This is a genomic window from Streptomyces sp. NPDC054047 (genome assembly GCF_055585065.1).
The window spans coordinates 102,828-125,448 of record NZ_JBVJKV010000010.1 but is presented as its reverse complement, the minus strand read 5'-3'; the positions used below and the strand labels follow the sequence as shown (position 1 = coordinate 125,448).

Genomic DNA, 22,621 nt, shown 5'->3' with positions numbered 1-22,621 from the left:
CTCTCCCCGGCCCCCGCATTCCTCCGTACGGTCACCGCCATGACCGAGACCGCACTGACCGTGCACCAGACCGCCCGCCCCCACGGCTTCCCCACCCCCGAGCACTTCGCCTTCGTGGAGTCCGCACGGCCCGAACCCGCCCCGGGCACGGCCCTGGTGGAGAACCTGTACTGGTCGGTGGACCCCTACCACCGCGAAATGATGGACGGGGAGTTCGCGCTGAACGCCCCGCTGGAGGGCCGCTCCATCGGCCGCGTCGTGGAGTCCCGCGACCCCGCGCTCCCCGAGGGCGAGATCGTCTTCCACCGGCAGGGCTGGCGCACCCACTCCGTCGTCACCCCCGACGAGGCACGCGCCGTCCCCCGCTTCGACGGCGTACCGCTCTCCGCGCACCTGAGCATCCTCGGCGGCACCGGCCTGACCGCCTACGCCGGCCTCACCCGCATCGCCGAACTCCGCGAGGGGCAGGACCTGTTCGTCTCCGCCGCGGCCGGCGGCGTGGGCACGGCCACCGGGCGGCTCGCCCGGCTCATGGGCGCGGGGCGGCTGGTCGGCAGCGCGGGTACGGCGGCGAAGGCGGCGTACCTGACGGAACACGTCGGCTACGACGAGGTCTTCGACTACCACACGGGCCCGACGGCCGAGCTGCTCGCGAAGGCGGCGCCCGACGGGATCGACCTCTACATGGACAACGTCGGCGGCGAGCCCCTCGAAGCCGCGATCTCCTCGCTGCGCGAGTTCGGGCGGATCGTACGCATCGGCACGATCGCCGAGTACAACAGCACGGGCGCGCCGTACACCCTGCGCAACCTCCCCGACATCGTCGAGAAGAGCCTGCGCATGGAGGGCTTCCACGTACGCAACCACCGTGATCTGCAAGAGGAGTTGAACGCGTTCGTGGTGCCGCATCTGCAGAGCGGTCGCATCGGGCTCGACGAGACCGTGGTCGACGGCTTCGGCTCCATCGTGGACGCGTTCCTGGGGATGCTGCGGGGCGAGAACCTGGGCAAGATCATCGTGCGGTCGTCCTCGGAGGCCACGGCCGCCCTCGGCGGCTAGAAGCAGCCGGAAGCCGTCAGAAGATGTCCCCGTCGCGCCAGTCGATGAGCAGTTCGTGCTCCGGGTCGAGGTCGCCGCCCCACAGGAGCGGGGGTTCCTCGTCCGGCATGTGGACCACGCCCTCGGGGCCGAGGGTGCCGACCGCGCCCTTCCACTCCTGCCAGCCGCGCCCGATGTAGAGCCGCTCCCCCTCGTCCGACGCCGAGAGCGCCCCCAGTGCGTACGCCCGGTCGATCACCCGCTCCAGGGCGCCCATCACCTGGCCGCCGAGGCCCTGCCGCTGCCGGTCGGGGCGGACGGCGACCGCTTCGACGTATCCGATGCGCAGCGAACGGCCGTCGTGCAGGATCCGGCGCTGGACCACGGAGCCGTGCGCGAGGAGGAGACCGGAGTCGTCGTGCACGAGGGCGTGCACGCCGCCGAGACCGTGGTCCCAGTCCTGGTCGCTGAAGTCCCCGTCGAACGCCTCGTCCATCAGGGCGCGGGCGGCGCGCAGTTCGCTGGGGTCGAGATCGCAGGTATGGGCCGTACGCAGCGTGGTCACCTCTCCACCGTACTCAGGCCGTATATGAGTACGCACGCCGATTTGCCGGTGTCCGGACGGCGGCAGAGTCGGTGCCATGAACGGCCTCTACGCTCTCAAGCCCTGGTACGCGGACCGGTTGTCCGGCGTACGCGGCGCTCTCGCCCGCCGCGAGGTGTCGCCCGACACCCTCACCGTGGCGGGTGTGCTCTGCGCGGCGGGCGCGGCGGCGGCACTCGCCTGGCTGCCGGTGCCGTTCGCCGCGCTCCCCGTGGCCGTGCTGCTCGCCGCCCGGCTCGCCTTCGCGAACCTCGACGGGGCGCTGGCCCGCGACACGGGCCGCACGACGCGTCGCGGCGCGCTCGTGAACGAACTGGGTGACCGGGCCGCCGATCTGGCCGTGCTTGCGGGCTTCCTGACGCTGGCCCCGCTGTGGCTGGTGGCGACGGCGGGCCTCGCGGCGACGCTGCCCTCGTGGGTGTCGCTCGCGGGCGCCGCGGCGGGCGCGCCCCGCCTGAACGGCGGCCCGGTCGGCAAGACCGAGCGCTGCGCCCTCGTGGTCCTCGCGGCGGCCTCCGGGTGGGCCGCCGCGGTGCTGGTGGTGATCGCCGCGGGTTCGGTGCTGACGGCGGGGGTGCGATGGGCGCGCCTGTGGCGGGAGTTGGGGCCTTCGGCTCCGGCCGCCGGTGATGTGCGGGACCAGCGATGAGCACCGCGTTCGTCGCCGGGGAGGTCGCGGGGCGGGCCCTGCCCGTGGTCGCCGGAGTGCTCGGTGCCGGTGGGGTGGCCGTGGCCGCGCTGCCCTCGCGGGTGCGGATGCGGGCCGAGCTGCGCAAGCGGTGGCGGACCTGGGCGCTGGCGGCGCCGCTCTTCCTCGGGGCGTTCTTCCTGGGCCGGGCGGGGGCGTTCGCGCTCGCGGCCGGGCTCGGGGTCGTCGCCGTGGGCGAGTACGCGCGGATGGCGGGGCTGCCGCGGGGCGAGCGCGCGGTGCTGGGGGTGGCCGCCGTGGCGGTGCCGGGCACCGCGGGGGCCGCGCCCGGCGCCCTTGATCTGCGGACGGCGGGCGCGCTCCTGATCGCAGCCGCCGGTGTGGCCCTCTTCTCCGGGGACGCCGCGCAGGGCTTCACGCGGGCGAGCCGGACGGTCTTCGGGCTCCTGTGGATTCCCGTGTCGCTGAGCGGGCTCGTGCTCCTTGGCGACACGGCCGTGGCGGTGGGCGTCGCGGTGGCGTTCGGGGACGTGGGGGCGTGGTGCGGGGGTACGGCGCTGGGCCGCGGGGGACTCCTGTCCCGGCCGCTCTCGCCCCTCTCCCCCAGCAAGACCTGGGCGGGCGTCGCGGGCGCCGCCGTCGCGACCGCCGCCGCGCTGGCCGCGGTCGGCGCGTTCTCCCCCGTGCTGTGGGCCGCGGTGCTCCTCGGCTGCGTGCTCGGGGATCTTCTGGAGTCGATGGTCAAGCGCGAGGCGGGCGTGAAGGACGCGGGGAGCTGGCTGCCGGGATTCGGCGGTCTCCTCGACCGGATCGATTCGCTGCTGGTCGCGCTGTTGCTGACGATGGTGGTGACGCTGTGAGGGTCCGTACGCCGTATCCAGCCCGTCCGGCGCTTGAGGACGAACCCGGCGGAGCCGGTGACCGACGGCGCCCGAGGCGCGGCGCCGCCCGTCTCCGCCGCGCCCTCTGGTGGACCCTGCTGACCCTCACCGGCGGTGTCGAGCGGCGCGGCCAACTCCCGCGCGGCGGCTGTGTGGTCGTGGCGAACCACTCCTCCCACGCGGACACCGCCGCCCTCCTCGCGGCGCTCGACGCCGGCCACGCGCCCGCGATCGGCGCCGCCGCCGACTACTGGTTCGCCTCCCGCCGGCGCAGCCGCATCTGCAGCCGGCTGGCCGCGGGCTTCCCCGTGCGCCGCACCGGAGGCGGCATGGACGACCTGCTGTCCAGGGCGGACGCCCTGCGCGCGGGCGGAGCCGTCGTCCTCTTCCCCGAGGGCACCCGCGCACGGGAGGGCGAGCTCGGCGCCTTCCACAAGGGCGCGCTGGTTCTCGCCCGGCAGGCGGACGTACCCGTCGTCCCGGTCTCCATCGACGGCACCGCACGCCTCCTGCCCAAGCACGGCAAGCTGCGCCCCGCCCTGGTGAGGGTGCGCATCGGAGCCCCGCTGCCCCCGGACACCACACCGGAGGAGGCGCGTGAGGCGGTGGCCGAGCTTCATCGGCGTACGGCGCGGGAACCCCTCAAGGACTCCGCCGCCCGCAAACGGATCGCGGCCGTCGTCAGCTCCCGCTGGGGTCTCGCGGCAGCTTTCCTCTGGGCCCTCGCCGAGGCGCTGAGCTGGCCCCTGATGCCGGAACTGTTCCTGGCGATCGCCTGCGTGGCGGTACCGCGCCGCGCCCTGAAGCTCTCCCTCACCGCCCTCGCGGGAAGCCTGGCGGGCGGCCTGCTCGCGCTCCAACTGGCCGCGTCCGGCGTGCAGTTGCCGCATCCCCTGACCACGGACCGGATGCGCGCCGAAGTGCATGAGGAACTCGCCGTCGAGGGCGCGGCGGCCGTCCGCCACCAGCCCTGGAACGGCGTCCCCTTCAAGGTCTACGCACGCGAGGCGGGCCTCGCCGACATCGCACCGCAGGACTGGCTGGCCCAGTCGGCTCTCTCCCGCGGCTCCCGCACCCTCACGGTGGGCCTCGCCTTCGGGGCCTTCGGGTTCCTCGCGCATCGGCTGCGGCGGTTCTACGGACCGTATCTGGCCTTGCTGGGTGGCGGATTCACGATCGGGCTCTCATTGATCGTGACGGGATGGAGCTGACCGGGGCACACTCGTGAGCATGGCTGACGAGACCGCAGAACGGCCCTGGACCCCCATCCACGGCGAGCCCTACCGTTCCGTTCCCTACCGCCCCGATCGCATGCCCGCGTCCGAATCCCTCGCGCACGCCGCCGAGTTGCGGACGCGGATGCAGCAGCGGCGCACGGTGCGGCAGTTCGCCCCCGACCCGGTGCCCCCGCAGGTCGTGCGGGACGCCATCGCGTGCGCGGCGACGGCGCCGTCCGGCGCGCACCAGCAGCCGTGGACGTTCGTCCTCGTCCAGGACCCGGACGTACGCCGCCGCATCCGCGAGGCCGCCGAGCACGAGGAGCGCGTCTCGTATGACGGGCGGCTCGGCGAGGAGTGGCTCGCGGCCCTGCGTCCGCTCGGCACGGACGAGGTGAAGCCGCATCTGACGGACGCGCCCGCGCTCGTCGTCGTCTTCCAGCAGCGCTACTGGCTGGGCGACGACGGCACCAAGCACAAGCACTACTACGTGGACGAGTCGGTCGGCATCGCGGTGGGGATGCTGCTGTCCGCGCTGCATCTGTCGGGCCTCGCCGCACTGATCCACACGCCGAGCCCGATGCGGTTCCTGTCGCAGGTGCTCGGCCGTCCCGAGAACGAGAAGGCGTTCGCGGTGATCCCCGTGGGCTATCCGGCGCCCGACTGCCAGGTCCCCGATCTCGTGCGCAAATCGCTGGATCAGGTGCTCGTGGAGGTCTGAGCGGACACGAGGACCCGGTCGAGGGCCGGGTAGTCGGTGTAGCCCTGCGCTCCGTGCGTGTAGAGGTGCGCCGGGTCGATCTCCTGGAGCGGGGCGTTCAGCGCGAACCGCTCCGGCAGGTCGGGGTTGGAGATGAACGCCCGCCCGTACGAGACGAGGTCCGCGAGGCCCTCGGCCAGGACCGCCTCGCCCGCCTCACGGGTGGTCGGGTCGCCGTTCTCGCCTACGTTGCCGATGAGAGTGCCGTGCCAGTGGGGACGCAGGTCGGTGAGGGCCGGGTAGCTGTCGTTGTCGGTGAGGTGGAGGTAGGCGAGGCCCAGGCCGTCGATCTCGTCGAGCAGGGCGCGGTAGACCGGGCCCGGGTCGGCCTCCGCCATCCCGAACTGCGGGTTGCCCGGCGAGAGGCGCAGGCCCAGGCGCTCGGCACCGATGGCGTCGGCGACGGCGCGTACGACCTCGACGGCGAAGCGGATGTTGTCGGCGATCGAGCCGCGGCCGTACGCGTCGGTGCGGAGGTTGGAGTTGTCGGCGAGGAACTGGTGGATCAAGTAGCTGTTGGCGCCGTGCAGTTCGACGCCGTCGAAGCCCGCGGCGATGGCGTTGCGGGCGGCGTCCGCGAAGTCCTGGACCGCCGTGCGGATGTCGTCCAGGCTCATCTCGCGCGGGGTGACCGGGTCGGCCTTGGCGCCGTCGCGCACGTGGACGCGCTTCGGGTCGACGAGCACGGCGGACGGCGCCGCGGGCACGTCCTCGTCGATCCGGGACAGCGGGTGCCCGTGCCGGCCTCCGTGCATCAGCTGTGCGTAGATCCGGCCGCCGGCGGCGTGCACGGCCTCGGTGACCCGCCGCCAGCCCTCGATGTGCGCGGGCGTCTCCAGGCCGGGGAAGCGCCAGCCGCTCTGGCCCCGGCTGCTGGGCCAGATCCCCTCGGTGACGATGAGACCGGCGCTCGCGCGCTGGGCGTAGTGGTCGGCGACCACGGGGAGCGGGGTGCCGTCCTCGGTGGCGCGGTGGCGGCTCATGGGGGCCATGACGATGCGATTGGGCAGACGCAGGCCATGGGCGGTGGGTGCGGAATACGGTGTGAGGAGCTTGATGTTCGTCATGCCGGAACGGTAGAAGCTGACACCGGTGTCAGATTCAAGTGCCACATTCGAGTGCGGAGGTACGCGGAGTATGAGGATCGGCGAGCTGGCGAAGCGTACCGCTGTGAGTGAGCGGTCCCTTCGCTACTACGAGAAGCAGGGCCTGCTGTACGCGGACCGCACGGCGGGCGGCCACCGCGACTACCCGGAGTCGGCGGTGGACCGGGTCGTCCACATCCAGGAGCTGTTCGCGGCGGGCCTGTGCAGCTCGAAGATCGTGCAGCTGCTGCCGTGCATGCGGGACCAGGACGGCGGCCCTTCGGAGAAGGCGACGCCGTGGCTGGTGGAGGAGCTGTCGGTGGAACGGGCCAGGATCGACGGCATGGTGGAGGAACTGCTGCGGGCGCGGGAGGTCCTGGACGAGGTGATCTCGGCGGCTGCGGGGAGCTGAGCGGGTGGACCGCGCTCTCCCGCCCCCGGCCCACCCATCCCTTGTCGCTGCGGGGCAATCGGGCGGGTGGACGGGAAGGGCTTGTTCGTCGAGGAGCGGACGCGGGGTTTCGGGCGGGTGGGCGGGAGAGGCTGTTCGGCCAGAGGAACCCGCCGGGGAGAAATAACACCGCCCCCGACCGGGGTGGGGCCCAGGTCGGAGGCGGAGTTCAAAGGGGGGCGCGAAGGCCCCGTAGGCCTTAGCCCATGTGCGGGTAGCCGTACTCCGTCGGCGGAACCAGCGTCTCCTTGATGGCTCGCGTCAGCGTCCACCGCTGAAGGTTCTGCGGAGCACCCGCCTTGTCGTTCGTGCCGGAGGCACGCCCACCACCGAAGGGCTGCTGCCCCACGACGGCGCCGGTCGACTTGTCGTTGATGTAGAAGTTGCCCGCCGCGTAGCGGAGCTTCTCCATCGTGTGGGCGGCCGCCGCACGGTCACCCGCGATGACCGAACCGGTCAGCGCGTAGTCCGACGCCGACTCCATCTGGGTCAGCATCTCCTCGTACTTGTCGTCCTCGTAGACGTGGATCGCGAGGAACGGGCCGAAGTACTCGGTCGTGAAGACCTCGTTGGCCGGGTCCGAGCACTCGACGACGGTCGGACGGACGAAGTAGCCCACCGAGTCGTCGTACGTGCCGCCCGCGACGATCGTGCAGGTCGGGTCGGCCGCCGCGCGGTCGATGGCCGCCTTGTTCTTGGCGAACGCGCGCTCGTCGATGACGGCGCCGATGAAGTTGGACAGATCGGTGACGTCACCCATCTTGATGCCGTCGACCTCGGCCGCGAACTCCTCCTTGAAGCCGTCGTTCCAGATCGAGGCGGGGACGTACGCACGCGACGACGCGCTGCACTTCTGGCCCTGGAACTCGAAGGAACCGCGGGTCAGCGCGGTCTTCAGGACGGCGCGGTCCGCGGACGGGTGCGCGACGACGAAGTCCTTGCCGCCGGTCTCGCCGACCAGGCGGGGGTACGTGCGGTAGTTGGCGATGTTCTCGCCGACCGTCTTCCACAGGTGCTGGAAGGTCGGGGTCGAGCCGGTGAAGTGGATGCCCGCCAGGTCGCGGTGGGTCAGGGCCACCTCGGAGACGGCGATGCCGTCGCCGGTCACCAGGTTGATGACGCCCTTGGGCAGGCCCGCCTCCTCCAGGAGCTGCATGAGCAGCACGGCGGCGTGCGTCTGCGTCGGGGACGGCTTCCACACGACCACGTTGCCCATGAGGGCCGGGGCGGTCGGCAGGTTGCCGGCGATCGCGGTGAAGTTGAACGGCGTGATCGCGTAGACGAAGCCCTCGAGCGGGCGGTGGTCCAGGCGGTTCCAGACGCCGGTCGAGTTCGCCGGGGGCTGCTCGGCGAGCAGGTCGCGGGCGTACTTGACGTTGAAGCGCCAGAAGTCGATGAGCTCACAGGGAGTGTCGATCTCGGCCTGCTGCGCGGTCTTCGACTGGCCGAGCATCGTGGACGCGGCGAGCGTCTCGCGCCACGTCGTGGAGAGCAGCTCGGCGGCGCGCAGGATGATCGCCGCGCGGTCGTCGAAGGACATCGCGCGCCACGCCGGGGCGGCGGCGAGGGCGGCGTCGATCGCGTCCTGGGCGTCCTGCTGGGTGGCGCCGCGGCCGTTGCCGATGACGGCCTGGTGGTTGTGCGGCTGCACGACCTTGAAGGGCTCACCGCCACCGAGGCGCTTGACGCCGCCGATGGTCATCGGCAGCTCGATGGGGTTCTCGGAGAGTTCCTTGAGCTTGGTCTCGAGGCGGGCACGCTCCGGCGAACCGGGTGCGTAGCCGTGCACCGGCTCGTTGACCGGCGCGGGGACCTGGGTCACAGCGTCCATGAGTTCCGTATCTCCTTAAGAGGGGTCGGGGAAAGGGAGCTCAGCCCTTGGTGAGGATGGAGCGGGCGAAGAAGAGCAGGTTGGCCGGCTTCTCCGCGAGGCGGCGCATGAAATATCCGTACCAGTCGGTGCCGTAGGCGGTGTACACGCGCATCCGGTGGCCCTCGGCCGCGAGCCGCAGGTGCTCGTCGCTGCGGATGCCGTACAGCATCTGGAACTCGTACTCGTCCAGTTTGCGCCCGGCACGGCGTCCGAGTTCCTGGGCGATGGAGATCAGTCGCGGGTCGTGGGACCCGATCATCGGGTACCCGTCGCCCTCCATCAGGATGCGCATGATGCGGACGTACGCCTTGTCGATCTCCGCCTTGTCCTGGTACGCGACCTCGGCGGGCTCCTTGTAGGCGCCCTTCACGATGCGTACGCGGCTGCCGGCGGCGGCCAGGCGGCGGGCGTCGTCCTCGGTGCGGAAGAGGTAGGACTGGATGACGCAGCCGGTCTGCGGGAAGTCCTTCCGCAGCTCCTCGTGGATGGCGAACATCGAGTCGAGGGTGGTGTGGTCCTCGGCGTCCAGGGTGACCGTGGTGCCGATCGCGGCGGCGGCAATGACGACCGGGCGGACGTTGGCGAGGGCGAGCTCGTGGCCGCCCTCCAGCGCCTGGCCGAACATCGAGAGCTTGATGGACATCTCGGCCTTGGTGCCCAGGCCCAGGTCCTTGAGGCGCTCGACGAGCTCCAGGTAGGCGTCGCGCGCGGCGGCGGCCTGCTCGGGCGTGGTGATGTCCTCGCCGACGACGTCGAGGGTGACCTCGAGGCCCTTGTCGGCGGCATCCGTGATGATCGGCACGACCTGGTCCACCGTCTCACCGGCGATGAAGCGGGCCACGACCTGCTTGGTGCCCGGGGCCGCCGAGACGAAACGGCGCATCTGGTCGCTGCGCGACGCGGCGAGGATCACGGGACCCAGCACGGGCACCTCCACGGAGAGTAGAACGGGGCCGTACCTGGATATGCGTAACGACCAGATACGGCACGGAGAACCACCGTGAAACTTAAGGATCCCTCCGATCCTGGGCCATCGACAGCTGTCACGCATCCGTGCCCTGGATCTCAGACATCTGTCTGAAGCCCGGGGCGAACTACGTCAGAATGGACAGCGTGAAAGGCGATTACCAGGAACTGGTCGACGAGATCTCAACCCTGCTGGGCGCCCCCGCGACGCTGGAGAACCGCGATTTCGAGCTGATCGCCTTCGGCGCGCACGACAGCGGCGGCGACACCGACTTCGACGCGACGGCCCTCGACCCGGTGCGTACCCGATCGATCCTCACGCGCCGCTCCACGGCCGGGGTCCGCACCTGGTTCGAGAGCTTCGGCATCACTCGCGCGACGGCCCCGATCCGCATCCCGCCCACCCCGGAGGCGGGCGTCCACCGCGGGCGGATCTGCCTTCCCGTACGGCATCGGGGGTTCGCCCTGGGGTACGTATGGCTGCTCGACGACGATCCGGGTCCCACGGACGCCCAGCTGACCGCCGCCATGGAGGTCGCCACCCGCATCGGCGCGCTGCTCGCCGACGAGGCGCAGGCCAGCGCCGATCTGACCCGGGAGTTCCGGGCCGTCCTGACCGCCGAGCGGGGCTGGCAGCGGGACATGGCCGTGGCCGACCTGCGCACGGCGCTCGGCCCGCGCGGCGAGGGCCTGCACGCGGTGGTCTGCGTCGCCCCTTGGCCCTCCGCGGACCCGGACTCCGCCCCCTCGGTCCGTACGGTGCAGGGGGCGACGGCGCTGTGCACGGTGCCGTGGGGCACGGCGGGCCAGAGCCTCGCGGTCCTGGTCCGGCTGCGCTCGGCGGACGTGCTCACCCCCGCGGTGTCGGCGGCCACGCGGCTCCTGGAGGCGGCGAAGGGCGGTGCGGCGGGGATCGCGAACGCCCGGCACGGCCTGGACGAGCTCGGCGCCGCCTGGTGGGAGGCGTCGACGGCGGCCCGCGCGGCCCGCGCCGAGCCGCGCTTCGCCCCGGTGGCCCAGTGGTCGGACGTGGGCCCCTACCGCCTGCTCACGTCGCTGCCCGCCGAGGCCGCCCAGGACCCGGTGGCCCGCGCGCTCCTCTCCCCCGCCCACCGCGAACTCGCCCGCACGGCGGAGGTGTTCCTCGACTGCGCGGGCCAAGCGGGGCGCACGGCGGCGGAGTTGGGCATCCACCGCCAGACGCTCTACTACCGCCTCTCGCGCGTGGAGCAGCTGACGGGCCTGGACCTGGACGACGGCGAGGACCGGCTGCTGCTGCACATGGTCCTGAAAGCGTCACGACTGTAAGGGCACGGCCACAGAAGGCGGTCGGCATGATCATGGCGAGGTAGCGTCTCCCCCGACCACTCACGCAACTCCACAGGGGAGAAAGAACACCCAATGAAATTCAAGCTGTTGGGCCCTGCTGTCGCCACCGCCGCCCTCGTCGGGACCACCCTCACCACCGGTGTCGCCGTGGCGCAGACGCCGTCCGCGCCGGTGTCCGCCGCCGCGGCGCCCAGCTGCCTCAACGGCCTCACGAACGTGCCCGCCAAGCAGACCGTGAAGGTGCGCACGCACGCGAAGCTGAACGCCACCGCCAAGGGCCAGTGGAACAAGGGCAAGAAGGGCTTCCTCTGCAACGACGGCAAGTCGATCACGGGGCAGAAGTACACCCTCTGCGGCAAGACGAGCACCAAGTGGCAGTACGGCATCACGAACGGCACGAACGTGAAGGGCTACGTCCCCGAGGCGTGCCTCAAGTGGGGCATCGGCGCCTGATCCGGCGCCCGCGGTAGCGGCATGACGGTGGTGCGGTCGGCGAGAGCCGGTCCGCACCACTCGCGTCTCACGCCCCGGACATCCGCTCCGTCGCCCGCCGCATGCCCTCGGTCAGCTGCTCGGCGCTGGTCGCCGACTCCGGGTCGAAGAGCCACTGGACCATCAGGCCGTTGAGCAGCGTCGCGTAGAAGCGGCCCTCGGTCTCCACCACGTCGTCCGGGATGACGCTCTCCTCGATCCCGGTGAACACCGCCGCCAGCCCGCTGCGCCCTTCCCGCTGCGCCTTGACCAGCAGATCGCGCACCCCGGCGAGGCGCTCTCCCTGCGTGATGACCTCGAAGGTCAGCATCCAGATGGCGCGGGACTCGGGGAACGCGCGCAGGATGTTCGCCCAGGCCTCCTCGAACCGCTCCAGCGAGCCGCCCTTCGTGGCACTCTTCACGGCGCTCTTCTCGCCGCTCGCGGCACCCGGTTCCTCCTCGAAGGCGTCACCGGCCTTCTCGACGAGGGCGACGAACGCCGCCACCAGGAGCGCGTCCTTCGAGCCGTAGTGGTACCCGATCGACGCCAGGTTCGTCCCCGACTCCTTCACGATGTCGCGGGCCGTCGTGCTCACGAAGCCCTTCTCCAGCAGGCAGCGCTTGGCGCCTTCGAGCAGATCCTCACGGTGTCCCATGCGGTCCAGCCTACCTCCGATCCATACGGACGTCCCATACCAGCGTTTTACACACTCGTACTAGACAAGCGTTTATGACGCTCGTACAGTCCTCGGCATGACGAACTCGACGCACGAACAAGCCAATGCGGCGGTCCCGGAGCGCGCGGGCCGCAAGGAGTGGACCGCCCTCGCCGTCCTGATGCTGCCGCTGCTCCTGGTCTCGATGGACGTCTCGGTCCTCTACTTCGCAGTCCCCGCGATCAGCGCCGACCTGGAGCCCAGCGGCACCCAGCAGCTGTGGATCTTCGACATCTACGCGTTCGTGCTCGCGGGGCTGCTGATGACGATGGGCTCGCTCGGCGACCGCGTCGGGCGCCGCAAGCTGCTCATGTTCGGCGCCGCCGCCTTCGGCGCGGCCTCCCTGACCGCCGCCTACGCGGGCAGCGCCGAGCTGCTCATCGCCGCCCGCGCGGTCCTCGGCATCGGCGGCGCGACCCTGATGCCGTCCACGATGGCCCTCGTCCGCACGATGTTCCGCGACGCCGGACAGCGCGCGAAGGCGATCGGCATCTGGTCCGGCGTGATGGTCGCCGGCATCGCGCTGGGCTCGGTGATGAGCGGCATCCTCGTCGAGCACTTCTGGTGGGGCTCGGTCTTCCTCGTCAACCTGCCCGCCATGGTGCTGCTCCTGGTCCTCGCGCCGGTCCTCATCCCCGAGTTCAAGGACCCGCGGCCGGGCCGCTTCGACCTGCTGAGCGTGCCGCTGTCCATGGCCGCCGTGCTGCCCGTCGTCTACGGCCTCAAGGAGAGTGCCGCCGAGGGATTGGAGCCCGAGTACGTCGCTTCGCTCGCCGTCGGACTCGTCTTCGCCGCCCTCTTCGTCCACCGCCAGCGCACCACGGCCTCCCCGCTGATCTCCCCCGCGCTGTTCCGTGGCCGCGGCTTCGCCCCGGCCGTCCTCCTGAACCTCGTCTCCGCCCTGGCGATGATGGGTTCGGCGTACTTCACCACGCAGTACCTCCAGTCCGTCCTCGGCAAGAGCGCCATGGAGGCCGCGCTGTGGGCGCTGCTCCCCTCGGTCCTCATCGGCTTCGCCGCACCGGTCGCCACGGCTCTGGTGCAGCGGGGGATGAACCGCGCCCACGTCGTCTCGTCCGGCTTCGCCGTCTCGGCGTGCGGGTTCGGCCTGCTGACCCTGACCGGCACGGACTCGATGTGGACGGTCCTCGCCGCCGCCGGGCTCCTCGCCTGCGGCGCCGTGGTCATCGGCTCGCAACTCACCGACCTGGCCCTCGGCTCGGCCCCGGCCGAGAAGGCGGGCTCGGCCTCCTCGCTCCTGGAGACGGGCCAGGAGTTCGGCGGCGCGCTCGGCATGGCGCTGCTCGGCTCCATCGGCAACGCGGTCTACCGGAGCGAGATCCCGGACGCGGCCCCCGCCGAGGCCCACGAGACGCTCGGCGGCGCGCTCGCGGTGGCGCAGCACCTGCCGGACAGGGCGGCCTCCACCCTGACGGACGCGGCTCGGGAGGCGTTCACCAGCGGAATGCATGTCACCGCGCTCACGGGGGCGGCCGTACTGCTGGTCGCGGCGGCCGTGGCGGCGGTCACGCTGCGGCAGATCAAGCCGGTGGAGGCGACGGAGTCCGAGCCGGAGAAGGTCCTGGTCTGAGCCTGAACGCCAAACGCCGGACGGGCTGGAGAGATCCAGCCCGTCCGGCGTCTGAGGACGAACTCGGCGCAGCCGGTGATGGCGGCGCCCGAAGCTACGGAGCGACTAGTCCGTGAGGTTCACCGCGCGAGCGGACTCCGCACCGATCTCCTCGGCCAGCTCGTTCAGCACCGACTGCGGCACCGTGTCGTCCACGGTGAGGACGGCGAGCGCCTCGCCGCCCACGTCCGCGCGGGCGACCTGCATGCCGCCGATGTTGATGCCCGACTCACCGAGGACACGGCCGACGGTGCCGACGACACCGGGACGGTCCGCGTACCGCAGGACGACCATGTGCTCGGCGAGCGCCAGGTCCACGTCGTACTCGCCGATGGCGACGATCTTCTGAAGGTGCTTGGGGCCTGCCAGCGTGCCGGAGACCGAGATCTCCTCGCCGCCGGTCAGCGTGCCGCGCACCGTGACCACGTTCCGGTGGTCCGGGGACTCCGAGCTCGTGGTGAGGCGGACCTCTACGCCGCGCTCCTGGGCGAAGAGAGGCGCGTTCACGTAACTCACGGTCTCGTCGACGACGTCCTCGAACACGCCCTTGAGCGCGGAGAGTTCGAGCACCTTCACGTCGTGCTGGGTGATCTCGCCGTACACCTCGACGTCGAGCCGGGCCGCGACCTCGCCCGCGAGCGCGGTGAAGATCCGGCCGAGCTTCTCGGCGAGCGGCAGACCGGGGCGCACGTCCTCGGCGATGACGCCGCCCTGGACGTTCACCGCGTCCGGCACGAGCTCACCCGCGAGGGCCAGGCGCACCGACTTGGCGACGGAGACACCCGCCTTCTCCTGCGCCTCGTCCGTCGACGCACCGAGGTGCGGCGTGCAGACGACCTGGTCGAACTGGAAGAGCGGGGAGTCCGTGCAGGGCTCCTTCGCGTACACGTCCAGACCGGCGCCCGCGACGCGGCCTTCCTTCAGCGCCGAGTACAGCGCCTCCTCGTCGACGATCCCGCCGCGCGCGGCGTTCACGATGCGGACGGCGGGCTTGACCTTGTGCAGCGCGTCGTCGCCGATCAGACCGACCGTCTCGGGGGTCTTGGGCAGGTGCACCGTGATGAAGTCGGAGACCTCAAGGAGCTCGTCGAGCGTGAGGACCTTGACGCCCATCTGCGCGGCACGCGCGGGCTGCACGTACGGGTCGTAGGCGACGACCTTCATGCCGAAGGCGCTCATGCGCTGCGCGACCAGGGCGCCGATGCGGCCGAGGCCGACGACACCGAGGGTCTTCTCGGCGAGCTCGACGCCCGTGTACTTGGAGCGCTTCCACTCGCCGGCCTTCAGCGCCTGGCTGCCCTGGGGGATGTTGCGGGCCGTGGCGATGAGCAGGCCACAGGCGAGCTCGGCTGCGGTGACGATGTTCGAGGTGGGGGCGTTCACCACCATGACGCCGGCCTTGGTGGCGGCCGACACGTCCACGTTGTCCAGGCCCACGCCCGCGCGGGCGACGACCTTCAGCTTCTTGGCGGCCGCGATGGCCTCGGCGTCGACCTTGGTCGCGGAGCGGACCAGGATGGCGTCCACGTCGGCGATGGCGGGCAGCAGTTCGGCGCGGTCCGCGCCGTTGCACTGACGGATCTCGAAGTCCGGGCCCAAGGCGTCGACAGTGGCAGGCGACAGCTCTTCAGCGATGAGTACGACCGGTTTGCCGTTGGCAGCAGTGCTCACGTGAGTCCTCACAAGTCCAATGCGGACGGCCGTCCCGACGGCCGCATGCGGTGGAGGGTGCTAGCCGCGTGGAAGACGCACGACGCTGTGGGCCTGACGCGAATGTTGAAAGCAGTCTAGTGGCGTCCTGACGGGTGTCTTACGCCTCGGTGGAAGGATCACCCGTCCGTGGCTGGACGGGGTGGACAACGAGGTCGTCCGCGGCCCTTCCGGTGATCGACGTGAGGGCCGGGACTGCGGTCCCGGCCCTCGCGTCGTACGGCTTACGCCTCTTCGTTCACCCACGACATGAGCTTGCGGAGCTCCTTGCCGGTGGTCTCCAGGAGGTGGTTCTCGTCCTGGGTCTTGTACTCGTTGTACTTCTTCAGACCGCCGTGGTACTCGTCCATCCAGGCCTGGGCGAAGGTGCCGTCCTGGATCTCGGTGAGGACCTTCTTCATCTCGGCCTTGGTGGCGTCCGTGATGATCCGCGGGCCGGTGACGTAGTCGCCCCACTCGGCGGTCTCGGAGATCGACCAGCGCATCTTCTCCAGGCCGCCCTCGTACATGAGGTCCACGATGAGCTTCAGCTCGTGCAGGCACTCGAAGTACGCGATCTCCGGCTGGTAGCCGGCCTCGGTCAGCGTCTCGAAGCCCGCCTTGACCAGCGCCGCGGTGCCACCGCAGAGCACGGCCTGCTCGCCGAACAGGTCGGTCTCGGTCTCCTCGGTGAAGGTCGTCTTGATGACGCCCGCACGCGTGCCGCCGATGCCCTTGGCGTACGAGAGAGCCAGCGCGAAGCCGTTGCCGGTCGCGTCCTGCTCGACGGCCGCGATGCACGGAACGCCGCGGCCCTCCTCGTACTGACGGCGGACGAGGTGGCCCGGGCCCTTGGGGGCGACCATGCAGACGTCGACGCCCGCGGGGGCCTTGATGAAGCCGAAGCGGATGTTCAGGCCGTGACCGAAGAACAGCGCGTCGCCGTCCTTGAGGTTGTCCTTGATGGACTCCTCGTAGACCTGGGCCTGGATGGGGTCCGGGACCAGGATCATGATGACGTCGGCCTCGGCGGCGGCCTCCGAGGGAGTCACCACGCGCAGGCCCTGCTCCTCGGCCTTGGCCTTGGACTTGGAGCCCTCGTGCAGACCGACACGGACGTCGACACCCGAGTCACGGAGCGACAGCGCGTGGGCGTGGCCCTGGCTGCCGTATCCGATGACCGCGACCTTGCGGCCCTGGATGATGGACAGGTCGGCGTCGTCGTCGTAGAACAGCTCGGCCACTGGAAATCTCCTATGTGTGCTGGTGTTGCGACCCACCGTACGGCGGGCGGGGGAGGGAAGTTTTACGGTCTCGGTATGCGGGCGGGCCCGGGGGGCCGTTCTGGCTGGTTCAGGCCGAACGGTCGAGCGCCCGCAGGCTGCGGTCGGTGATGGAGCGCGAGCCCCGGCCGATCGCGATGGTGCCGGACTGGACGAGCTCCTTGATGCCGAAGGGTTCCAGCATCTTGAGCATCGCCTCCAGCTTGTCGCTGGAGCCGGTGGCCTCGATGGTGACCGCCTCGGGCGAGACGTCCACGGTCTTGGCGCGGAACAGCTGGACGATCTCGACGATCTGCGAGCGCGTCTCGTTGTCGGCGCGGACCTTCGCGAGGACCAGTTCGCGCGCCACGGCGCCGGCCGGCTCGAGTTCGACGATCTTCAGGACGTTGACGAGCTTGTTGAGCTGCTTGGTGACCTGTTCGAGCGGCAGGTCCTCGACGTTCACGACGATGGTGATGCGTGAGATGTCGGGGTGCTCGGTGACGCCCACGGCCAGGGAGTCGATGTTGAAGCCGCGGCGGGAGAACAGGGCGGTGATCCGGGCGAGGACACCGGGCTTGTTCTCGACCAGGACGGAGAGCGTGTGCTTGGTGGACATGACTCGTGGTCTCTCTTTCGCTCTCGGTCTCAGTCGTCTTCGTTGTCGCCGAAGTCGGGGCGGACCCCGCGGGCGGCCATGACCTCGTCGTTCGAGGTGCCTGCGGCGACCATCGGCCAGACCTGGGCGTCCTCGTGGACGATGAAGTCGACCACGACGGGGCGGTCGTTGATGGCGTTGGCCTCGGCGATGACCTTGTCGAGGTCCTCGGGGCGCTCGCAGCGCAGCGCCACGCAGCCCATGGCCTCCGACAGCTTCACGAAGTCCGGGACGCGGGTGCCCTTGTTGGGCGGAGTGTCACCCTCGGGGCCCGCGTGCAGGACGGTGTTGGAGTAGCGCTGGTTGTAGAACAGCGTCTGCCACTGGCGGACCATGCCGAGGGCGCCGTTGTTGATGATGGCGACCTTGATCGGGATGTTGTTCAGGGCGCAGGTGGTGAGTTCCTGATTGGTCATCTGGAAGCAGCCGTCGCCGTCGATCGCCCAGACCGTGCGGTCGGGCTGTCCGGCCTTGGCGCCCATCGCGGCCGGGACCGCGTACCCCATCGTTCCGGCGCCGCCGGAGTTCAGCCAGGTGGCGGGCTTCTCGTACTCGATGAAGTGGGCGGCCCACATCTGGTGCTGGCCCACGCCCGCCGCGAAGATCGTGTCCTCCGGGGCGAGCTTGCCGACGCGCTCGATGACCTGCTGGGGGGAGAGCGAGCCGTCCTCGGGCTGGTCGTAGCCCAGGGGGTAGGTGTCGCGCCAGCGGTTGAGGTCGTTCCACCAGGCGGTGTAGTCGCCCTGCTGGCCGGCGGTGTGCTCGGCCTGGACGGCCTGGATCAGGTCCGCGATGACCTCGCGGGCGTCTCCGACGATCGGCACGTCCGCGGCGCGGTTCTTGCCGATCTCGGCCGGGTCGATGTCGGCGTGGACGATCTTCGCGAAGGGCGCGAAGCTGTCCAGCTTGCCGGTGACGCGGTCGTCGAAGCGGGCTCCGAGGGCGACGATCAGGTCGGCCTTCTGCAGCGCGGTGACGGCGGTGACCGCTCCGTGCATGCCCGGCATCCCCACGTGCAGCTTGTGGCTGTCGGGGAATGCGCCGAGCGCCATCAGTGTGGTGGTGACGGGCGCTCCGGTGAGTTCTGCCAGGACCTTCAGCTCGGCGGTGGCGTGGGCCTTGATGACGCCGCCGCCGACGTACAGGACGGGCCGCTTGGCCGTGGTGATCAGCTTGGCGGCCTCGCGGATCTGCTTGGCGTGCGGCTTGGTCACCGGGCGGTAGCCGGGCAGGTCCTGGGTGGGCGGCCACTGGAAGGTGGTCTGTGCCTGGAGGGCGTCCTTGGCGATGTCGACCAGGACCGGTCCCGGGCGGCCCGTGGAGGCGATGTGGAAGGCCTCCGCGATCGTCGCCGGGATGTCCTCCGCCTTGGTGACCAGGAAGTTGTGCTTGGTGATCGGCATCGTGATGCCGACGATGTCCGCCTCCTGGAAGGCGTCCGTACCGATCGCCTTGGAGGCCACCTGGCCGGTGATCGCGACCATGGGCACGGAGTCCATGTGGGCGTCGGCGATCGGCGTGACGAGGTTCGTGGCACCGGGGCCGCTCGTCGCCATGCAGACGCCGACCTTGCCGGTGGCCTGCGCGTAACCGGTGGCCGCGTGGCCTGCGCCCTGCTCGTGCCGGACCAGGACGTGACGGACACGGGTGGAGTCCATCATCGGGTCGTAGGCGGGAAGGATGGCGCCGCCGGGAATGCCGAATACCGTGTCGGCCCCGACTTCCTCGAGAGAACGAATGAGGGACTGCGCACCCGTGACGTGCTCGACGGGGGCGGACTGCTGTCCTGAGGATCGGGGCCGCGGCTGCGGATGGTGGGCCCCGGTGGCCTGCTCGGTCATCGGCATTCTCTTCTCGAAGCTGAGGGTTTTTGCGGGGTGTTTGCGGGGATTTGGCGGGCGCCGGTGCAACAAAAAACCCCTCGTGCCGTGAGGCAAGCGAGGGGAGCGCGTCGGAGCGGGTGCGGGGATTCCGGTGTCTGACCGGTGACTCCCAGCTTCAGCCGACGCGCTTTCCAAGTACGAGAATTCGGGTGCGCATGGCATTGACCCTCTCCCCGGCGCACAGTGCCTGTCAAGTAGGTGGGACGGGGGTCTCATTATGTGAGCGGACGAAGGACTCGACACCTCCTCCGTACGACAGTGGATGGGCGCCCGCGAAGACCGGCTCCACCGGACCGTGCGGCACCGGATAGCGCCCGAGCGACAGGGCTCGGCGCAGGCGGTACTCGTCGAGCGGCCCGGAGAACGCCATGCCCTGGCCGTGCGTACAGCCCATCGCGCGCAGGGCGATGACCTGCTCCGGCAGATCGACGCCGTCGGCCACGGAGCGCAGCCCCAGATCGGTGGCGATGCGCAGCAGCCCGGCGGTGATCTTGTGAAGCCGCGCGGACTCGACGACGCCCTCGATGAGACTGCGGTCCAGTTTCAGTACGTCGACGGGGAGCCGTCGCAGGGCGGTGATGGCGGCATAGCCGCTCCCGAAGCCGTCCAGGGCGATCCGTACGCCGAGCCTGCGCAGGGAGGTCAGGCGGCGCTCGAGGTCGTCCAGCGGGACCCGGGGGTCGCTGTCGGCCAGCTCGATGATGAGCGCCCCGGAGGGCAGCCCGTACCGGGTGAGGAGCGCCTCGATGGAGCCGAGCGGCATGGAGCGGTCCAGGAGGCGCCGCGCGCTGATGCGGACGGCGACGGGCGTCGCATGGCCCGTGCGGCCGCGCTCGGCGGCCTGCTGGACGGCTTCCTCCAGCATCCAGCGGCCCAGCTCCCCGGTGCGGGCGCCCTCCTGGGAGTCCGAGGTGTCGGTCACGCGCAGGAACTCGGCGGGCGTGAAGAGGATGCCCTGCTTCGAGCGCCAGCGCGCCTGGGCGGCGACCGAGCTGATGCGTCCGTCGTCCAGGGAGACCACCGGCTGGTGGAGCAGCGCGAACTCGCCCTCGTGCAGGGCGGTGCGCAGCCGTGTGGCCAGCTCCGCCTTGCGTACGACGTCCGCCTGCATCTGGGGGGCGTACAGCTCGACGCGCCCCTTGCCCGCGGCCTTGGCGCGGTACATCGCGAGGTCGGCGTTGCGCAGCAACTCGCCCGCGCCGATGCCTGGTTCGGCGAAGGCCACGCCGATGGAGGCCGCCACGCGCACGTCGTTGCCGTCGATCGCGTAGGGCTGGGAGAGGGTGATTCTGAGACGGTCGGCGAGTTCGTAGATGTGCTGCTCGCGTGCGGCCTGGTCGCGGGTTCCGTCGCCCACGATGAGCGCGGCGAATTCGTCGCCGCCAAGCCGGGCCGCGCAGTCCCCGGACCTGACGGCCTCCTGAAGGCGGCGGGCCGCCTGGATCAGGAGCTCGTCTCCCGCCTGATGGCCGATGGTGTCGTTGACCGCCTTGAAGCCGTCCAGGTCGATGAAGAGCACGGCCGTGCCCCGGTCGGTGACTCTGCGGCCGGTGAGCGCCTGGCCGACCCGGCGGGTGAACAGGGCACGGTTGGGCAGGTCGGTGAGCGGGTCGTGCTCGGCGTTGTGCTGCAACTGCGCCTGCAGGCGCACCCGTTCGGTGACGTCGCGGCTGTTGAAGATGAGGCCGCCCTGGTGGCGGTTGACCGTGGACTCCACGTTCAGCCAGTCGCCGTCGCCGGACTTGAAGCGGCACTCGATACGGGTCGTGGGCTCGTCGACGGGGTTCGCGGTGAGGAATCTGCGCACTTCGTGGACCACACGGCCCAGGTCCTCGGGGTGCATCAGCGAGGCCAGTTCGGAACCCATGAGCTCCTCGGCGTCCCGGCCGTAGACCCCGGAGGCGGCCGGACTGACGTAGTGGAGTATGCCGTTCGGAGCGGCGATCATGATGACGTCGCTCGAACCCTGGACCAGGGAGCGGAAGTGGTTCTCCTTCTGGGCCAGTTCCTGGGTGAGGGTGATGTTGTCCAGGAGCATGATGCCCTGGCGCACGACCAGGGCGAGCACCACCGTGCCCGCGGTCAGGAGCACGACTTCGTCGATCCTGCGGCCGCTGAGCACGTTGTAGAGAATCCCCAACGTGCAGACGGCGGCGGCGAGATACGGCGTGAGCGCGGCCAGCGATCCGGCGATCGGACGGGTGGCGGCGGCCCGGGCGCCCTTGGGGACGCCGTCGTGCTCCACGCGCGCGTGCTGCGGTTCGTCCGCGTGCTTGTGCCGGGGCACCGCCCACGGCGCGTACGCGAGGAGCAGTGATCCCGCGAACCAGCCCGCGTCCAGCATCTGCCCGGAGCGGTAACTGGCGTGCAGCAGGGGCGAGGTGAACATCGCGTCGCACATGACGGTCAGCGCGAGGGCACCGACCGCCGTGTTCACCGCCGTGCGGTTGGCGGAGGATCGTCTGAAGTGCAGCGCGAGGACCATGCTGACCAACGCGATGTCGAGAAGTGGATAGGCGAGCGAGAGCGCGGCGTGCGCGACGCTCTGGCCCTCGAACTGCGCCGTGTGCGCGAGCGCGAGGCTCCAGGAGAGCGTGAGCAGTGAGCCGCCGATGAGCCAGGCGTCGAGCGCGAGGCAGACCCAGCCGGCCCTGGTCACCGGGCGTTTGGCGAGCACCAGCAGGCCGATGATGGCGGGCGGCGCGAAGCAGAGGAAGAACAGGTCCGCCAGGCCCGGGCTCGGCACGGGCCGCTCCAGCACGACCTCGTACCAGCCCCATACGCCGTTGCCCAGGGCCGCCATCGCGGAGGAGAGCGCGAACAGCAGCCACGCGGGTCGAAAGCGACTGCGGCGGGTGCGCGAGTAACGGAAGCAGGAGACCGCGGCGGTCGCCGCCGCGATGCTCAGCCCGAAGTCGCCCATGATCAGCGCGGCCCGGGTCGAGCCCCAGCCGAGCGCGGCCCCGGTGGCATAGCCGCCGCAGACCACGAGGAGCGCGATCTGCGAGACCAGGCCCGCGCCGCCGCCGGAGACGGGGCGCCTGGCCAGGGGTGCTCGGGGCGGCATCTGCGCCGTCAGGCCTCCACCGCCCTCCAGGGCGGTGGCGGGTGACGGACGGGTGCTCACCGGGCCGCCCTGGTCCGTGCCGCCCCTGTGTCCGTCCGCCTCCCGTGACTGGTCGGCTCCGGGACTTCGTGTGCGTAACCGTCGCGCGTCCGCATGCGGGCCGGTGCGCGTGAGAGTCGCCGCCGGCGGCCTCGTCGCGTCGGATCGTTCGCCCATTGGCCGTACATCGCCCGTCGCCCCCCTCGCGTCTGATGTCTCGTCCCCGGCGCCGAAAACGGTCCACGGCGCAGCCCCTGTCGGGACGATACACCAGTCTCGTCACTCAGGGACATAGCTTCTCTACGCTCCGTGACTGCCAACGAGATCGTAAACACGGCGCGCACGCACACG

The 22,621-nt window shown here is 70.8% G+C and carries 19 protein-coding genes; 9 read left to right on the top strand and 10 right to left on the bottom strand.

Going from position 1 to position 22,621, the window contains the following annotated elements; all coding sequences use genetic code 11:
* Positions 1 to 39: 39 nt before the first annotated feature.
* Complete coding sequence (locus ACZ6ZP_RS31195) at positions 40 to 1,059, top strand: NADP-dependent oxidoreductase (protein ID WP_351165249.1); 1,020 nt, start codon at positions 40 to 42, stop codon at positions 1,057 to 1,059.
* Between the two features lie 16 nt (positions 1,060 to 1,075).
* Here the strand turns inward: ACZ6ZP_RS31195 and ACZ6ZP_RS31190 are convergent, their stop codons facing one another.
* Entirely contained in the window at positions 1,076 to 1,681 is a 606-nt protein-coding gene (locus tag ACZ6ZP_RS31190; RefSeq protein WP_399979640.1) for a GNAT family N-acetyltransferase, read from the bottom strand.
* Between ACZ6ZP_RS31190 and ACZ6ZP_RS31185 the strand changes: the two genes are divergently transcribed.
* The 4 genes from ACZ6ZP_RS31185 to ACZ6ZP_RS31170 are packed head-to-tail and all read left to right on the top strand — an operon-like array spanning position 1,680 to position 5,110.
* Complete coding sequence (locus ACZ6ZP_RS31185) at positions 1,680 to 2,291, top strand: CDP-alcohol phosphatidyltransferase family protein (protein ID WP_469409211.1); 612 nt, start codon at positions 1,680 to 1,682, stop codon at positions 2,289 to 2,291. The two genes, ACZ6ZP_RS31190 and ACZ6ZP_RS31185, sit on opposite strands and share 2 nt — an antisense overlap.
* Positions 2,288 to 3,151 carry a phosphatidate cytidylyltransferase gene (locus tag ACZ6ZP_RS31180; RefSeq protein WP_469409209.1) on the top strand — a complete coding sequence of 288 codons (864 nt, stop codon included), beginning with the start codon at positions 2,288 to 2,290 and terminating at the stop codon, positions 3,149 to 3,151. Before ACZ6ZP_RS31185 ends, ACZ6ZP_RS31180 begins: the two co-directional genes overlap by 4 nt.
* A complete protein-coding gene (locus tag ACZ6ZP_RS31175) occupies positions 3,148 to 4,383 on the top strand; it encodes a lysophospholipid acyltransferase family protein (protein ID WP_469409207.1) in 1,236 nt (411 codons plus the stop codon). Before ACZ6ZP_RS31180 ends, ACZ6ZP_RS31175 begins: the two co-directional genes overlap by 4 nt.
* A 19-nt stretch (positions 4,384 to 4,402) precedes the next feature.
* Complete coding sequence (locus tag ACZ6ZP_RS31170) at positions 4,403 to 5,110, top strand: nitroreductase family protein (RefSeq protein ID WP_351165239.1); 708 nt, start codon at positions 4,403 to 4,405, stop codon at positions 5,108 to 5,110.
* On the opposite strand, the gene ACZ6ZP_RS31165 is transcribed toward ACZ6ZP_RS31170, so the two are convergent.
* Positions 5,089 to 6,216 (bottom strand): alkene reductase, encoded by a 1,128-nt coding sequence (locus ACZ6ZP_RS31165; protein ID WP_351165238.1) that lies wholly within the window; start codon positions 6,214 to 6,216, stop codon positions 5,089 to 5,091. The genes ACZ6ZP_RS31170 and ACZ6ZP_RS31165 overlap by 22 nt on opposite strands.
* Positions 6,217 to 6,286: 70 nt before the next feature.
* Here ACZ6ZP_RS31165 and ACZ6ZP_RS31160 point away from each other — a divergent pair, with 70 nt between their 5' ends.
* Positions 6,287 to 6,646 carry a MerR family transcriptional regulator gene (locus ACZ6ZP_RS31160; protein WP_351165236.1) on the top strand — a complete coding sequence of 120 codons (360 nt, stop codon included), beginning with the start codon at positions 6,287 to 6,289 and terminating at the stop codon, positions 6,644 to 6,646.
* A 238-nt stretch (positions 6,647 to 6,884) separates the two neighbouring features.
* Here ACZ6ZP_RS31160 and pruA read toward each other — a convergent pair whose 3' ends face one another.
* Positions 6,885 to 8,516 (bottom strand): L-glutamate gamma-semialdehyde dehydrogenase, encoded by a 1,632-nt coding sequence (pruA, locus tag ACZ6ZP_RS31155; protein ID WP_351165234.1) that lies wholly within the window; start codon positions 8,514 to 8,516, stop codon positions 6,885 to 6,887.
* A 40-nt stretch (positions 8,517 to 8,556) separates the two neighbouring features.
* Positions 8,557 to 9,483 (bottom strand): proline dehydrogenase family protein, encoded by a 927-nt coding sequence (locus ACZ6ZP_RS31150; RefSeq protein ID WP_351165232.1) that lies wholly within the window; start codon positions 9,481 to 9,483, stop codon positions 8,557 to 8,559.
* A 179-nt stretch (positions 9,484 to 9,662) separates the two neighbouring features.
* Here ACZ6ZP_RS31150 and ACZ6ZP_RS31145 point away from each other — a divergent pair, with 179 nt between their 5' ends.
* Both ACZ6ZP_RS31145 and ACZ6ZP_RS31140 read left to right on the top strand, forming a co-directional pair.
* A complete protein-coding gene (locus ACZ6ZP_RS31145; RefSeq protein WP_469409200.1) occupies positions 9,663 to 10,832 on the top strand; it encodes a PucR family transcriptional regulator in 1,170 nt (389 codons plus the stop codon).
* A 93-nt stretch (positions 10,833 to 10,925) separates the two neighbouring features.
* A complete protein-coding gene (locus ACZ6ZP_RS31140) occupies positions 10,926 to 11,306 on the top strand; it encodes a hypothetical protein (protein ID WP_351165228.1) in 381 nt (126 codons plus the stop codon).
* 67 nt (positions 11,307 to 11,373) lie between these two features.
* Here ACZ6ZP_RS31140 and ACZ6ZP_RS31135 read toward each other — a convergent pair whose 3' ends face one another.
* Positions 11,374 to 11,982: a TetR/AcrR family transcriptional regulator gene (locus ACZ6ZP_RS31135; RefSeq protein ID WP_361465452.1), complete on the bottom strand. Its 609-nt coding sequence runs from the start codon at positions 11,980 to 11,982 to the stop codon at positions 11,374 to 11,376.
* A gap of 97 nt (positions 11,983 to 12,079) precedes the next feature.
* Between ACZ6ZP_RS31135 and ACZ6ZP_RS31130 the strand changes: the two genes are divergently transcribed.
* The gene (locus ACZ6ZP_RS31130) at positions 12,080 to 13,633 is read left to right on the top strand and encodes an MFS transporter (protein WP_469409196.1); all 1,554 of its coding nucleotides are present in this window, start codon (positions 12,080 to 12,082) and stop codon (positions 13,631 to 13,633) included.
* Between the two features lie 105 nt (positions 13,634 to 13,738).
* Here the strand turns inward: ACZ6ZP_RS31130 and serA are convergent, their stop codons facing one another.
* From serA to ACZ6ZP_RS31105, 5 genes are all read right to left on the bottom strand, one after another.
* Entirely contained in the window at positions 13,739 to 15,343 is a 1,605-nt protein-coding gene (serA, locus tag ACZ6ZP_RS31125) for a phosphoglycerate dehydrogenase (RefSeq protein ID WP_351165221.1), read from the bottom strand.
* A 263-nt stretch (positions 15,344 to 15,606) separates the two neighbouring features.
* A complete protein-coding gene (gene ilvC, locus ACZ6ZP_RS31120; protein ID WP_351165219.1) occupies positions 15,607 to 16,605 on the bottom strand; it encodes a ketol-acid reductoisomerase in 999 nt (332 codons plus the stop codon).
* Positions 16,606 to 16,714: 109 nt separating this feature from the next.
* Positions 16,715 to 17,242, bottom strand: coding sequence for an acetolactate synthase small subunit (gene ilvN, locus ACZ6ZP_RS31115; RefSeq protein ID WP_160507374.1), 528 nt, complete (start codon positions 17,240 to 17,242; stop codon positions 16,715 to 16,717).
* Between the two features lie 29 nt (positions 17,243 to 17,271).
* Positions 17,272 to 19,122 carry an acetolactate synthase large subunit gene (locus ACZ6ZP_RS31110; protein WP_351165217.1) on the bottom strand — a complete coding sequence of 617 codons (1,851 nt, stop codon included), beginning with the start codon at positions 19,120 to 19,122 and terminating at the stop codon, positions 17,272 to 17,274.
* Positions 19,123 to 19,354: 232 nt separating this feature from the next.
* Positions 19,355 to 22,291, bottom strand: a complete 2,937-nt coding sequence (locus ACZ6ZP_RS31105) for a putative bifunctional diguanylate cyclase/phosphodiesterase (RefSeq protein ID WP_469409192.1) — start codon at positions 22,289 to 22,291, stop codon at positions 19,355 to 19,357.
* Between the last annotated feature and the right edge of the window lie 330 nt (positions 22,292 to 22,621).

Excerpts from the sequence above, each read along its gene's own strand:
- ACZ6ZP_RS31110 (WP_351165217.1), bottom strand. The coding sequence starts at position 19,122 with ATGACCGAGCAGGCCACCGGGGCCCACCATCCGCAGCCGCGGCCCCGA.
- ACZ6ZP_RS31145 (WP_469409200.1), top strand. The coding sequence starts at position 9,663 with ATGGACAGCGTGAAAGGCGATTACCAGGAACTGGTCGACGAGATCTCA.
- ACZ6ZP_RS31180 (WP_469409209.1), top strand. The coding sequence starts at position 2,288 with ATGAGCACCGCGTTCGTCGCCGGGGAGGTCGCGGGGCGGGCCCTGCCC.
- ACZ6ZP_RS31165 (WP_351165238.1), bottom strand. The coding sequence starts at position 6,216 with ATGACGAACATCAAGCTCCTCACACCGTATTCCGCACCCACCGCCCAT.
- pruA (WP_351165234.1), bottom strand. The coding sequence starts at position 8,516 with ATGGACGCTGTGACCCAGGTCCCCGCGCCGGTCAACGAGCCGGTGCAC.
- ACZ6ZP_RS31195 (WP_351165249.1), top strand. The coding sequence starts at position 40 with ATGACCGAGACCGCACTGACCGTGCACCAGACCGCCCGCCCCCACGGC.
- ACZ6ZP_RS31170 (WP_351165239.1), top strand. The coding sequence starts at position 4,403 with ATGGCTGACGAGACCGCAGAACGGCCCTGGACCCCCATCCACGGCGAG.
- ACZ6ZP_RS31130 (WP_469409196.1), top strand. The coding sequence starts at position 12,080 with ATGACGAACTCGACGCACGAACAAGCCAATGCGGCGGTCCCGGAGCGC.
- ACZ6ZP_RS31185 (WP_469409211.1), top strand. The coding sequence starts at position 1,680 with ATGAACGGCCTCTACGCTCTCAAGCCCTGGTACGCGGACCGGTTGTCC.
- ACZ6ZP_RS31160 (WP_351165236.1), top strand. The coding sequence starts at position 6,287 with ATGAGGATCGGCGAGCTGGCGAAGCGTACCGCTGTGAGTGAGCGGTCC.
- ACZ6ZP_RS31190 (WP_399979640.1), bottom strand. The coding sequence starts at position 1,681 with ATGGCACCGACTCTGCCGCCGTCCGGACACCGGCAAATCGGCGTGCGT.
- ACZ6ZP_RS31140 (WP_351165228.1), top strand. The coding sequence starts at position 10,926 with ATGAAATTCAAGCTGTTGGGCCCTGCTGTCGCCACCGCCGCCCTCGTC.
- ilvN (WP_160507374.1), bottom strand. The coding sequence starts at position 17,242 with ATGTCCACCAAGCACACGCTCTCCGTCCTGGTCGAGAACAAGCCCGGT.
- ACZ6ZP_RS31135 (WP_361465452.1), bottom strand. The coding sequence starts at position 11,982 with ATGGGACACCGTGAGGATCTGCTCGAAGGCGCCAAGCGCTGCCTGCTG.